Origin of the sequence: Planococcus daihaiensis (genome assembly GCF_049262615.1) — a bacterium.
Taxonomy (GTDB): Bacteria; Bacillota; Bacilli; order Bacillales_A; family Planococcaceae; genus Planococcus.
Window position 1 is genome coordinate 3,161,058 of sequence record NZ_CP175504.1, and the last position, 12,336, is coordinate 3,173,393.

Below are 12,336 nucleotides of genomic sequence, written 5' to 3' on the forward strand. Positions count from 1 at the left end.
GATGAGATATATTGAACATGAGGCTGTCGTCAGACGGATGACTGGCAGAAATATCATCAATAAGCTTTTCAAATCGATATTTCTTCTCGCAACGCTCACCGCTTTGCTGGCCCTAGTAATATTGATGTACCAGATCGTTTCACAAGGGGTCAATCATTTATCGATTGATTTTCTGACTAATTTTGCATCGAGGTTCCCGGCACAGGCAGGGATCAAAGCGGCATTAATTGGTTCGATTTGGCTGATGCTGGTCGTCGCACCAACTTCAATCATTTTGGGAGTGGGCTCAGCACTTTACCTGGAAGAATACGCCGGGAAAAATCGGATCACAACATTTATCCAGATGAATATTTCAAATCTAGCGGGCGTGCCATCGGTCGTATTTGGTTTACTGGGGCTAACCATTTTCGTTCGTGCATTATCGCTCGGCAACAGCATTCTGGCGGCGGGATTCACGATGAGTCTTTTGATCCTGCCGGTCATTATTGTTGCCAGCCAGGAAGCGATCCGGTCGGTTCCTGGTGAGTTGCGCGACGCTTCATACGGCATGGGGGCTACAAAATGGCAGACAATTGCAAGGATCATCTTGCCCGCCGCGATTCCCGGGATTTTGACAGGAAGTATTCTTGCACTGTCACGGGCTATCGGGGAAACAGCACCGTTGATCGTTATCGGGGTGCCGGTCATCATCCAGTTTCTGCCTGCGGGAGTCATGGACACGTTCACAGCTTTGCCGATGCAAATCTATGATTGGTCAAGCCGTCCGCAAGCTGAGTTTCAGCAAGTTGCAGCAGCCGGCATCATCGTTCTGATGGTTGTTCTTCTGTTGATGAATTCGGTCGCAGTAATTATTCGCAATAAATTTGAGAAACGCTATTAGAGTGGAAGGGGTTCTACTATGTCAACGACAAATGCTATAGAAAATAAAAGCAAAACTGCAGAGCTCGAACAGGATAACGCATCAGCATCCTCAACAAGTTCCGTTTATGATACGAGACAATTGAATCTTTGGTATGGCGACAATCACGCGCTGAAAAATATTGAATTGGATATCAAGCAAAATGAAGTTACGGCCATTATCGGGCCATCAGGCTGCGGCAAATCGACGTATCTGAAAACCTTGAACCGCATGGTTGAACTGGTGCCGAATGTGAAGACTTCCGGCCAGATTCTTTACCGCGGAAGAAATATATTTGACAAAGATTACGGTGTGGAAGAGTTGCGCACAAAAGTTGGGATGGTTTTCCAAAAGCCGAATCCATTCCCGAAATCAATTTATGATAATATCGCCTACGGACCACGTATTCACGGCATTAAAAACAAGAAAATTCTTGATCAAATCGTTGAAAAAAGCCTTCGTGGCGCAGCCATTTGGGATGAAGTGAAAGATCGATTGCACGAGAATGCCTACAGCATTTCCGGCGGCCAGCAGCAGCGGATCTGCATCGCACGGGCTTTGGCGATTGAACCGGATGTCATCCTGATGGATGAACCAACTTCTGCACTCGATCCAATCTCAACACTAAAAATTGAGGAACTTGTTCAGGAATTGAAAAAAGATTACAGCATCATCATCGTGACGCATAATATGCAGCAGGCAGCCCGTATATCTGATAAAACGGCATTTTTCCTGAACGGTGAAGTGATTGAGTATGACAAGACTGATGCCATTTTCTCCAATCCGTCAGACAAGCGCACAGAAGACTACATTTCCGGCAGGTTCGGTTAAGAAAGGGAGCGTTCCATTTTGTCAGTACGTGAAAAGTTTGATACAGAATTAAATTCATCCCAGGATCAGCTCATCCATTTGAGCAATATGGCAGTCGAAGCACTCGGGAAGTCGGTCGGCGCTTTGTTGAACCATGATATTGATGCGGCTCTTGAAGTGATTGAGAACGATATCAAAATCAATCGCCTCGAAGAAGAGATTAATGACCGGGTCATCCTGTTGATTGCCAGACAAGGTCCGGTGGCCACGGATTTGCGCAGGCTTATTGTGATCATCAAAGTGGCGTCGGATATGGAGCGAGTGGGAGATTATGCCGTCAATATCGCGAAAGAAACCATTCGCCTCGGAAAAGAAGAACATTTGGATGCAATCGTCAAGATTGAACGGATGCATAAACTGGCGACCACCATGCTGATGCAGGTCATCGATGCATTTGTCGAAGAAGATGTTTCAAAAGCGCGGGAAATAGCGGAACTCGACGACCAGGTGGATGATCTGTATGGCGAGGTCCTGACGCAATTGATGCTCGCCGGCAACAGTGATCCGGATAAAATCAGCCAGATCACCCAATTGGCGTTTATCGGCCGCTACATGGAACGGTCTGCCGATCACGCCACGAATATTGCAGAGCAATTATTCTATTTGGTGCGCGGACGACATTACGATTTAAACAAATAATTGGTTAACCGGCGGAACGCTCTGCCGGTTATTTTTGTGGAGATTATACTTGGAATCTGGTCAATCTTATATTGCTGGCGCGGATCCGGGATTTCTTTCGTGAACAGAATTGAAATTCAGCGATTATTACAGTAGACTTTTTTGTGAGATATGCTATAATAATTAAGTCGTATAGATCTTGCTTATTTAAAAATGATCTTTGAAAGAATTAGGAGGGAACCCGATGCGTGTTAACATCACTTTAGCTTGTACAGAATGTAGCGAACGTAACTACAGCACTGTTAAAAATAAGCGCAACAACCCTGAGCGTCTTGAAATGAAAAAATATTGCTCACGTGAAAGAAAAATGACCGTACACCGTGAAACGAAGTAATGAATGGACCGCCAAAACCTCAAGGGTTTTGGCTTTTTTCTTTTAAAGGAGAGTCTGTTATGGATAAAGCAAGCCAGCGAAAAGAAATGATCACGCTATTGAACAGCATGGATACAGAAGAACATCGCCAAAAATCCGATGCCATTTTGGCATTTTTGATGAAAGATCCCGTTTTTCAGTCTGCGGAAATCATTGGTACGACGATTTCGGCATTTCCTGAAGTGGATACCCGTAAGCTGATGGATGCTTGCTGGAAGGCCGGTAAAAAAACCGCTGTGCCGAAATGTGATCCTGTCACCCGGGCCATGACGTTCAGGCTGGTCAACGATCCCCGCCAATTGGAAACGGTCTATATGAAACTGAAAGAACCCATCGTTGAGCTGACGGAAGAAGTTGGCCCCGAGCAGATTGATTTATTGATTGTGCCGGGTGTGGTATTTTCTAAAGAAGGTTATCGCATCGGATTCGGCGGCGGCTATTATGACCGATATCTGACCCGTTACAAGGGCCCGACCCGCTCACTCGCGTTCAGTGTTCAGCTGACCGAAACTGTGCCGGTTGAGACACATGATCTGCCGGTTCAGCGCATCTTCACTGAAAATGGACATTACGATACCGGGCAGGTGGAACAATGAAAAACCTGTATGATGTGATGCAACTTCTGAAAAGATACGGCACGATTATTTATACTGCCGACCGCAAAGCGGACCTTCTATTAATGGAGGAAGAAGTCAGAGAACTGTACCGTTTGCAATTTATTACGGCGAAAGAATTTTCAACCGCTCTATTGATTCTTCGGAGTGAACAAAACAAAATCCAATGAAATTTCCGTTATTTTGAAACTTTACGGCGTTTCATCCGTCTAATAAAGGGTAAATCTAATGTTGAGGCAATGTTAAAGTTTGTAAAGATTCAAACTTAACTGTCCATTGAATTACTATCATTTAAAAGAAACGGAATTGATACCCATGAGAAAAATGCACCAAGAGGAGGATGTGCGGGATGTTTAAAAGAGAATGGCCTAAACATTCGATCCTTGCGATCGCAGTTGTTGCAACCTGGTTACTAACCTATATTGTTTACAAAACCGCATTTTCAATCACGATAGACAACGCATTGCAGGAGTTTATATTATTTATCAACCCATTAAGCCTGATTCTGTTCTTATACGGAGCAGTCTTGTTCTTCAAGAGCGAGAAGGCAAAAAACCGCTATTTGCTTGTAATGACCTTGGTCACATCGGCCATCCTATACGGTAACGTGGCATTTTACCGGTTTTTCAATGACTTCATCACCTTGCCGCTGCTTTTTCAAACGCAGAATTTCGGAGATTTGAAAGCCAGTGCGGCAGCCAGTATTTTTTGGACAGACATTTTTTACTTCTCGGATTTCCTGATTGTGCTGTTAGCGATTAAAATTTTGCCGACAGTAAAAATCACGGAGAAAGCAAGTTCTGTTCAACGAAAAGCTTATTTTATCCTGTCAGCCGCTTTGATGTTCTTTAACCTCGGCCTTGCGGAAGCTGAACGTCCGCAACTATTGACACGCAGCTTTGACCGCGAGATGCTGGTCAAAAATATCGGTATGTATAATTACCATGTATACGATGTTTATGTTCAGTCAAAATCTCAAGCGCAACGGGCACTTGCAAATGGTTCAGAACTGGTAGAAGTGACAAATTATGTGAGTTCTACACAAACAGAGCCATCTGAAGCGATGAAGGGCATTGCAGAAGATCGCAACCTGATTGTTGTTACGCTTGAATCACTTCAGACATTTGTCCTGAATGAGGAAATGAACGGAGAGACGATCACACCATTCCTCAACGAACTGACAAATGATGAAGATACGGTTTATTTCCCTAATTTCTATCACCAGACAGGTCTTGGGAAAACTTCCGATTCTGAGTTTATATTGGAAAACTCCCTGTATCCGCGTGGCGGCAGTGCGGTCTTCTTTACGCACAGCGGCAACACGTATAACTCGATGGCAGAAAAATTAGGCGAAAATGGTTACTTTACAAACGTTCAACACGCCAATACAGCGAGTTTCTGGAACCGGGATATCATGTATAAAGCGATGGGTATCGATGAATTCCAGGATGTTGGAAGCTACACTGTCGGAGAAGGGCAAGCGGTGAACTGGGGAATGAAGGATATTCCGTTCTTCGAGCAGTCGGTTGAGCATATGGCAGAAATGCCGCAACCGTTCTACAGCCGATTGATCACATTGACCAACCACCATCCTTTCTATTTGGATGAAGAAGACAAGTTTATTTCGGAGTTTGATTCGAATTCCGGCACGTTAAACCGTTACTTCCAAACTTCCAGATACTTGGATGAAGCGGTGAAAGAGTTATTTGATGACTTAAAAGAAAAAGGCTTGTATGAAAATTCCATCATTGTTATGTATGGTGACCATTACGGTATTTCTGAAAACCATAATGAGGCCATGTCACAATATCTTGACAAGGAAATCACGCCTTATGAAACGGCTCAGCTCCAGAAAGTGCCATTCTTTGTGCACATCCCTGGATCTGGCGAAGGCCATGTAAACGAGAAAGTCAGTGGCCAGATTGATATGCGTCCGACGATTTTGAATCTCATGGGATTAGAAATGGATGATGATATCCAATTCGGTGGCGATTTGTTCTCGGAAGAATACGAAGAATTTACCGTATTTCGTGATGGACGTTTTGTAACGGGTGAACATGTTTATGCCGCAGGAACCTGTTACGATAGCGAAACAGGGGAAATCGATGATCCTGTAAATTGTGAACCATTTATAGATCGTGCAGTCCAGCAACTGGAGTATTCGGAAGCCATCATCAATGGAGATCTTTTGAGATTCTATGATGAAGAAACCGGCGAACTTTTGATTGACGAAGCTGAAGACAGTACGGAGCCAACTCAATAAAAAAACGGACCTCTCAGAAGGTCCGTTTTTTATGTGGAAAAACCAATTTGCACAGTAAAAAAAAGCTGTTGCATCGAATGCAACAGCTTTTGTCTTATTACTATACTGCGGGTGGATAACCTTGTGTGATTAAAGTGGCTACCGCAAAAGCACCAAAAATAACAAAAGTTCCAAAATTAAATAAAAATCCTAATACTTGTTTGTTCTTTAGTGTTTGCACAGTACCTATTGCTGCCAAAATAGCAATTAGGCCAAAAATGACGACTACTAACCAACTCATTCAGGACACTCCCTTCAACATTAACAGCCATTGCCGTCTTGCTCTATACTATTGTAATGAATTTCACAGTGTTTGTCGAGCGCGAAAAATGTCATTCCCATGAACATTCAATAGCCGGTCGGCATGATATAATCCAGTAGAGGTGAATTGAATGCTTAAAATTGAACAAATGGAACTGGGACCTGTACAAACAAATTGTTATATCGTTTCGAATGGTGAAAAGAAGGCGCTGATTTTCGATCCCGGGGAAGAGGGCGAAAAGATCAAGGCTTTATTGAAAAGACGCGGATTGACGCCCATTGCGATTCTTCTGACTCATGCGCATTTTGATCATATAGGAGCGGTCGATGAGCTTAGGGACCTTTACCGGATTCCGGTTTATCTTCACAATCTTGAAAGGGACTGGCTGAGCCGGCCCAATTTGAATGGCTCCGGCAAGTATGCGGCCCTGCCGGATTACCGGATCAACGATGCAGATGTGTTGCTGACGGCAGAAAAAGAACTTGAAATCGGTCCATTCAAAATGATTCTGCTGCATACGCCGGGACACTCTCCGGGCAGTATCAGTTTCTACTTCAAAGAAGATGGTTTTGCCATTGTCGGGGACACCTTATTCCGCGGCAGCATCGGCAGGACGGACCTTATGGATGGTTCTGAAACCAAACTGCTGCAGTCGATCAAATCATCGCTGCTGACGCTTCCCGGGGAAACAGTGCTGTTTCCGGGCCACGGACCCGATACGACGCCTGCAGAGGAACAGAGCGGCAATCCGTTTTTGAAGAATTACTAAAGCCTTAAAAAATCAAATTAAAAAAGCGGCCAGAGTTGGCCGCTTTTTTCTTCGTTGAAAAATTTAATTAATGTCCTCCACCAGGTATGTGGATAAAAGTTGTGTAGTAAGTGAAGCCGACGAAGAATACAGTTAAGTAAGCTGCGAAGATATACAAATACATACGCTCAGAGATATTTAAAAATCCTAGTAGTACAAAAAAGCCGGTATTGGCGACCATTAATAAAGAAACTTCTACCATATCGCCTACATAAAACAGAATTGCGAAAATTCCGGTCCACCATCCCATTAATTTAAACATGTTATTCATGGGTAATCCCTCCTTTGCCACAACACAATAATCTCTTATTTATTATATAGGAAAGCGAGCCGCCCTGTAAACAACGAGTTGGTTTTCTTTGTGACAAACCGGTGTAATCTTGAGAAAACAATTTAACTGGATAAGTTGAATTAAAGAGTCAACATAAATATAACGCTTCGGCGCATTGGACAGCGCAAATATTATGCTCCTGTGCTAGGGATCGTCGCAAAGGTTCGGCATCCATGTATGGCAGCCTTGCCTGCTCCTAAGCCGCGCCGGCGCTGGGAAAGTAGCTTTGATTGAGAGAGTATCATAGATATGGAGCAAAACAGCGAAGACGCCCAGGCCAGGGGACCAAGCGAAGTGCTGAGATCCACTCGGGCGAAGTGTAACGAGCACGAGTTAGCTCAGCGCGAGCCCCCAGGCAAGCGAAGCTGTTTTGCGGAATATCGACTACCTTGGATTATTAGTTTAACTTTTATGGAGGCAATCTTATTTTCATTCCCCTAAATTGGCAATGGTTCAAAAATCATTTTTGCCCCGAAAACAGGGGGGCAAAAAATTATTTTGGACCAAACTATTTTCTTGTCGAAAGACCGCGGTTATACTATGGGGGAACAGCGAGGCGGCGCTGTTTAAAACAATTCTGGAGGGGTCCATGCAGGAAATAATCGAAAGAAAATGTGTCGATCTGCTGCAAACAGCAGCCGAATGCGACACAACCGATATCCACATCCAACCCGCACCTTCTTGCTACAATGTTTCTTTCCGCTCCTTTGAAGGGTTGCGGCAAATATCACAAATCCCCTTTGATTTTGGCGATCGCATGATTGCCTATTTCAAATATCTTTCCCTACTGGACATGAGTGAAAAAAGAAAACCCCAAACAGGCTCCTTCCAACTTCCTATCGACAATAAATCCTTTTATTTTCGCATCTCGACACTGCCTTCCGTTTTGACGAAGGAAAGCATCGTTATCCGCATCATGCCGGATGAAGCAGCAAAGCCGATTCAGGAACTGGCAGCTTTTCGCGATTCTGCCAGGCTGCTTGAAAAGATTTCCGAATCCGCACAAGGGCTGATTCTGCTGACCGGACCTACCGGCTGCGGCAAATCGACCACTTTGTATTCCTTGTTAAAACATTGCGCAGACACATTAAACCGCAATATCATCACTTTGGAAGATCCGGTTGAACGGAAAAACCAGGCCATTCTGCAAATCCAGGTCAATGAAAAAGCGGGTCTCTCTTACGCAACCGGATTAAAGGCAATTCTGCGCCATGACCCCGATATTATCATGATCGGCGAAATCCGTGACGCAGAAACCGCGCATATTGCTGTTCGCGCAGCGTTGACTGGCCATCTCGTTTTTTCAACAATCCACGCCAGGCATTCTGTCGGCTGCATCCACCGCTTAAAAGATCTGGGCATATCCCACGAAGATATGTCACAGACTTTGCTGGCCATATCTGCGCAGCGTATTTTGCCGGTATTTGCCGAATTGGGTGATGAAAAACAATGCTACCGGGCGTTATTCGAAATTCTTCACGGCAGCCGTTTAGCGGAAGCGCTGCTCGCTGCCAAGGAAAATAAGGTTTATACGCTTCCAGACCGGCTCTCATTTATTGGACAGATTCGGGAAGGAGTGACGATCGGTGCGTTTGATAAACAAAAAAACGCCGAAGATTCACTTGCGTGAACGCGCCAGATTTCTTGAGCGGCTGGCAGTCCTGCTGTCGGAAGGCTATCTCCTGCCCACGGCATTGACACTGCTTTTGCCCATTCACAGCCGACACTGGGATGTGGCAGAAAACGGTCTTACCGCCATCTTAAAAAATGGCGGCAATGCGGCCGAGCTGTTAAAGTTTCTCGGGTTCAAAGAAGGCGTGCTGTTCCCTGTTGAAATCGCGGAACATCATGGCCGTTTATCCCATTCACTCCAAAGCATCGCCAAAAGTTACGGCAGAACAGAACAGGTGCGGGTAAAACTGAAGAATATTCTGGTCTATCCTTTGTCGCTGTTGGGTTTTACATCCTTGCTTTTTCTTTTTTTCCGAATGAGCTATGTGCCGAACCTGACGGAGCTGATGGCATCGCTGCAATCGGGCGAAAGTGGCGGGGGAGTACCGGGCTACCTGTTGAAGTTGCCTGATTTTTTCATTGGGACAATTGTTGTTGTGCTGGCTGCTGCTGTCGCCTTTTGGAAAGTATTGAAATCGCAGCCGGTTGAAAAGCAAATCAGGTGGTTGCTGCAGATTCCGGTTGTCAGAAAGTATATAAGGCTCTATTGGTCCCATCTGTTGGGGCGTGAACTTGGTACTTTGGTTCACAGCGGAATTTCCTTGCAGGAATCGCTGGCGGTGCTGCGCAATCAGAATCATCACAAGGTAATCCAAGCGATTGCCACATCGGCCGAATCTCAAATTATTCTCGGTGAATCGATGTCGACGGCGGTCGAACGTCTGGGCATCCTGTCAACCGATATGCCGGCTTTTTTAAGGCACGGAGAGTTGACCGGTTTTCTTGGGAAAGAATTGATCCTTTACAGCGAAGTGCAGATGGAACAGATTGAGCAGCTTACCCAAAAATGGCTGAAAATCATCCAGCCGACGTTTTTTGTCATCATTGCAGCTTGCATTGTCGCAGCGTATTTGGCGATCCTGTTGCCGATGTATAATTTGGTCCAAACCATTTGAGGAGGAAAATATAATGAAACGATTAAAAAACCAAAGAGGCTTCACCTTAATCGAAATGCTTATTGTCATGTTGATCATCACTGTGTTAATCGCCATAGCGATTCCGAATGTTTCGAAGCAAACATCTTCCGTGGACGAAAAAGGCTGCAAAGCATTTGTCCAAATGGTCCAGGGCCAGGTGGAATCCTACCGGATGGATGTAAAGGCGATGCCAACGCTGATAGATTTAGTGACTGCAGGGTATTTAAAAGATGAAGAAACAGAATGCCCGAACGGCGATCCTGTAACTATTACGGATGGTGTCGTGTCATCAACAAAACCTGGAAGCTAAAAAACGGCGGCTTCACGTTGATGGAAGTAATTTTGGTCTTAGCTATTCTGATGGCTGGCCTAGGCATAGGTTTGCCGGCCTATCATAATCTTACGGTCCAGAAAGAAGAGGAACGTTTTTTTCAGCTGCTCAGAAACGATATTTATTACGCACAAAGTGAAGCTTACCGCATGAAGGAAACGGTTAAGCTGATTTTCCAGTCAGATTTGGGCGTATACAATGTCACACAAAACATGTTTCTTCCGTCACTGGCATCCCGGGAAATTCCGGCTTCCGTTACCTTAATACGATCCAGCAATCTGACAGAAATCGCTTATTGGCCGTCCGGTTCAGTAGTTGCTTCGGGAACACTGCGCTTTAATACCAGCAGCGGTGAAAAGCGTGTCATTGTCCATCTGGGCAAAGGGAGGGTGGTATTTTCTGAATGACAAAGGGATATCCTGGGCTGAAACCATGCTCAGCCTGATGATTATTTTTATGCTTTTCGGAACGCTCCTGCCGCTGATGCAGAAAATGCACGGCACACTTGACGATAAACAAATGCGTGCCACAGCCTATGAAACGATGCATGAAGCGGCAAAGACAATCCTGGCAACCGGCAGGGATTCGGGAGAGCGCACAATAAATGGCACGGTTTTTTCATGGAACTATGACACGGCTTTATGTGTGGAATATAAAAACTACCGAGACACGCCGGAGACAATATGCGCAGAGTAACCAAGCAGCGAATCGCAGCCGATGAGCGGGGCGTTGTTTACTACAATGTTTTGCTCGATCTGATTTTGGTGGCAACGCTCCTGCCGCTGATCGTCATTTTTTATCTGTATACGGCCAATTACATGGAAGATATGGAAGCAGGCAATATTGAGTGGCGTCTGTTCTCGGCAGAAGTTCAAAGCTATCTGAGTTCTGTCGATGCTGTTCAAATTATAAACGACGGCACAGGTTTCCGGGTGTTCCGGGGCGTCGAGGAATACGATATCGAGCTGTATGGATCCTTTATCCGGAAGCAGAAGTTCGACAAGGGCCATGAAATAATGATGACTGGGCTCAGCCATTGCAGTTTCAGTTTGGAAGGTGATGTTTTGAAAATCACTGCCCTGTTGTTGAATGGTTCAGAAGAGAGGTACGAGTATGCCATTACAGGTCCTTAAGTCCGAAAAGGCGGCGGTCTATCCTGTCACCCTAATTTTTTTCATTTCTGCATTAATGCTCTTGTCGCATGCCGGAGTACTGTATGGCCAGCATTTTAAAACATACGATGCATTGGAAAATATGCACCGTCATGCTACTATACAACTACTGGCAGAAATCGAGAAAAATAAAATACCTGAGTAATTAGGTTAGTATCGGGTGATAGGATGAAAAGAATTTATTTGGTTGGATTTATGGGATGCGGTAAAAGTGCAGTAGGCAGGCGGCTCAGTTTTGTGCTGAAAATGCCTTATTACGACATGGACAAGGAGATTGCAAGGCAAAGTGGCATGGCTGTCGCAGATATCTTCGAAACCCACGGAGAAGCCTATTTCAGGGAATTGGAAACGCAATTTCTGCAGAATTTGAAAGATGAGGATTGCATCATTTCGACGGGGGGCGGTGTGGCCACGCGGGAGATAAATCGTAAAATCATGCGCCGGACGGGACTGGTGCTGTTTCTGGATGCGCCGTTCCGTGAAATATGGCGCAGAATCCACAAAGATCCCCGGCGCCCCATCGTTGTCAATTCGACGAAAGAGCAGATCGAATCGCTCTATAAAGCCCGCTATCCGCTGTATAAAGCGGCTGCCCACATCACGATCCGGACAGAATATCGCTCGTTGCGGCAAATAACGCATTATGCCGCATTTCAAGTGCATCGCCTAAAAGGCGAATAAAGAAACGATTTTTCATTGTAACGTTCGGTTTCTATGCATGTCTGCAAAATAGATTGCGCTTACCTTCTAATAATGTTAGGATATAGACGAAGTTATACGATTTTAGTATAGCGCTATGGACCAAACATTTTGATTTGGGCGGATGAAAGCACGAGGAGAGCACGCGAAAGCGTCGCCGAAGGAGCAAGTGGCAAAAGCCATGAATCTCTCAGGCAAAAAGACTCGTGCCGGACGCATCTCTGGAGAACGCTGCATGGCAGCTACCAAAGAGGAAAACCGTAACGGTAAACTTTCAGGTTCCAGGACAGAGATTTCCCTTTAGAGGGAAATCTCTGTCCTTTTTTTATGGCACCTGTTAAATGAGGAGG

18 protein-coding genes and 1 riboswitch are annotated in these 12,336 nt (G+C 45.1%); of the genes, 16 read left to right on the plus strand and 2 right to left on the minus strand.

Going from position 1 to position 12,336, the window contains the following annotated elements; all coding sequences use genetic code 11:
- Position 1: 1 nt before the first annotated feature.
- From pstA to DHX103_RS15735, 7 genes are all read left to right on the plus strand, one after another.
- The gene (gene pstA, locus DHX103_RS15705; protein WP_422123151.1) at positions 2 to 880 is read left to right on the plus strand and encodes a phosphate ABC transporter permease PstA; all 879 of its coding nucleotides are present in this window, start codon (positions 2 to 4) and stop codon (positions 878 to 880) included.
- Positions 881 to 898: 18 nt separating this feature from the next.
- Complete coding sequence (pstB, locus tag DHX103_RS15710; RefSeq protein ID WP_422123152.1) at positions 899 to 1,729, plus strand: phosphate ABC transporter ATP-binding protein PstB; 831 nt, start codon at positions 899 to 901, stop codon at positions 1,727 to 1,729.
- Between the two features lie 18 nt (positions 1,730 to 1,747).
- Positions 1,748 to 2,407 (plus strand): phosphate signaling complex protein PhoU, encoded by a 660-nt coding sequence (gene phoU / locus DHX103_RS15715; RefSeq protein ID WP_422123153.1) that lies wholly within the window; start codon positions 1,748 to 1,750, stop codon positions 2,405 to 2,407.
- A 223-nt stretch (positions 2,408 to 2,630) separates the two neighbouring features.
- Positions 2,631 to 2,780 carry a 50S ribosomal protein L33 gene (rpmG, locus tag DHX103_RS15720; protein ID WP_084226083.1) on the plus strand — a complete coding sequence of 50 codons (150 nt, stop codon included), beginning with the start codon at positions 2,631 to 2,633 and terminating at the stop codon, positions 2,778 to 2,780.
- Between the two features lie 59 nt (positions 2,781 to 2,839).
- Complete coding sequence (locus tag DHX103_RS15725; protein WP_422123154.1) at positions 2,840 to 3,415, plus strand: 5-formyltetrahydrofolate cyclo-ligase; 576 nt, start codon at positions 2,840 to 2,842, stop codon at positions 3,413 to 3,415.
- The gene (locus tag DHX103_RS15730; RefSeq protein ID WP_422123155.1) at positions 3,412 to 3,603 is read left to right on the plus strand and encodes a YqgQ family protein; all 192 of its coding nucleotides are present in this window, start codon (positions 3,412 to 3,414) and stop codon (positions 3,601 to 3,603) included. Before DHX103_RS15725 ends, DHX103_RS15730 begins: the two co-directional genes overlap by 4 nt.
- A gap of 179 nt (positions 3,604 to 3,782) precedes the next feature.
- On the plus strand, positions 3,783 to 5,696 hold the full coding sequence (locus DHX103_RS15735; RefSeq protein ID WP_422123156.1) for an LTA synthase family protein: 1,914 nt from the start codon (positions 3,783 to 3,785) through the stop codon (positions 5,694 to 5,696).
- A 100-nt stretch (positions 5,697 to 5,796) separates the two neighbouring features.
- Here DHX103_RS15735 and DHX103_RS15740 read toward each other — a convergent pair whose 3' ends face one another.
- Positions 5,797 to 5,976, minus strand: a complete 180-nt coding sequence (locus DHX103_RS15740; protein WP_422123157.1) for a DUF2759 domain-containing protein — start codon at positions 5,974 to 5,976, stop codon at positions 5,797 to 5,799.
- A 151-nt stretch (positions 5,977 to 6,127) separates the two neighbouring features.
- Here DHX103_RS15740 and DHX103_RS15745 point away from each other — a divergent pair, with 151 nt between their 5' ends.
- Positions 6,128 to 6,766 (plus strand): MBL fold metallo-hydrolase, encoded by a 639-nt coding sequence (locus DHX103_RS15745; protein ID WP_422123158.1) that lies wholly within the window; start codon positions 6,128 to 6,130, stop codon positions 6,764 to 6,766.
- A 67-nt stretch (positions 6,767 to 6,833) separates the two neighbouring features.
- Here DHX103_RS15745 and DHX103_RS15750 read toward each other — a convergent pair whose 3' ends face one another.
- Positions 6,834 to 7,076 (minus strand): DUF2626 domain-containing protein, encoded by a 243-nt coding sequence (locus tag DHX103_RS15750; protein ID WP_422123159.1) that lies wholly within the window; start codon positions 7,074 to 7,076, stop codon positions 6,834 to 6,836.
- 649 nt (positions 7,077 to 7,725) lie between these two features.
- On the opposite strand from DHX103_RS15750, the gene comGA reads away from it, so the two are divergent.
- From comGA to DHX103_RS15790, 8 genes are read left to right on the plus strand one after another with little or no spacing between them, the layout of a single operon-like run.
- Positions 7,726 to 8,766, plus strand: a complete 1,041-nt coding sequence (comGA, locus tag DHX103_RS15755; RefSeq protein WP_422123160.1) for a competence type IV pilus ATPase ComGA — start codon at positions 7,726 to 7,728, stop codon at positions 8,764 to 8,766.
- The gene (gene comGB / locus DHX103_RS15760) at positions 8,723 to 9,763 is read left to right on the plus strand and encodes a competence type IV pilus assembly protein ComGB (protein WP_422123161.1); all 1,041 of its coding nucleotides are present in this window, start codon (positions 8,723 to 8,725) and stop codon (positions 9,761 to 9,763) included. The genes comGA and comGB overlap by 44 nt, the downstream gene beginning before the upstream one ends.
- A gap of 13 nt (positions 9,764 to 9,776) precedes the next feature.
- Positions 9,777 to 10,094, plus strand: a complete 318-nt coding sequence (gene comGC / locus DHX103_RS15765) for a competence type IV pilus major pilin ComGC (protein WP_422123162.1) — start codon at positions 9,777 to 9,779, stop codon at positions 10,092 to 10,094.
- The gene (locus DHX103_RS15770) at positions 10,028 to 10,522 is read left to right on the plus strand and encodes a prepilin-type N-terminal cleavage/methylation domain-containing protein (RefSeq protein ID WP_422123163.1); all 495 of its coding nucleotides are present in this window, start codon (positions 10,028 to 10,030) and stop codon (positions 10,520 to 10,522) included. The genes comGC and DHX103_RS15770 overlap by 67 nt, the downstream gene beginning before the upstream one ends.
- 49 nt (positions 10,523 to 10,571) lie before the next feature.
- Positions 10,572 to 10,811, plus strand: coding sequence for a hypothetical protein (locus DHX103_RS15775; RefSeq protein ID WP_422123164.1), 240 nt, complete (start codon positions 10,572 to 10,574; stop codon positions 10,809 to 10,811).
- Positions 10,799 to 11,248: a competence type IV pilus minor pilin ComGF gene (locus DHX103_RS15780; protein ID WP_422123165.1), complete on the plus strand. Its 450-nt coding sequence runs from the start codon at positions 10,799 to 10,801 to the stop codon at positions 11,246 to 11,248. The genes DHX103_RS15775 and DHX103_RS15780 overlap by 13 nt, the downstream gene beginning before the upstream one ends.
- Positions 11,229 to 11,432, plus strand: a complete 204-nt coding sequence (locus DHX103_RS15785) for a hypothetical protein (protein WP_422123166.1) — start codon at positions 11,229 to 11,231, stop codon at positions 11,430 to 11,432. The genes DHX103_RS15780 and DHX103_RS15785 overlap by 20 nt, the downstream gene beginning before the upstream one ends.
- 23 nt (positions 11,433 to 11,455) lie before the next feature.
- Positions 11,456 to 11,968 (plus strand): shikimate kinase, encoded by a 513-nt coding sequence (locus DHX103_RS15790; RefSeq protein WP_422123167.1) that lies wholly within the window; start codon positions 11,456 to 11,458, stop codon positions 11,966 to 11,968.
- Positions 11,969 to 12,110: 142 nt separating this feature from the next.
- Positions 12,111 to 12,202, plus strand: a riboswitch (glycine riboswitch).
- Positions 12,203 to 12,336: the final 134 nt, after the last annotated feature.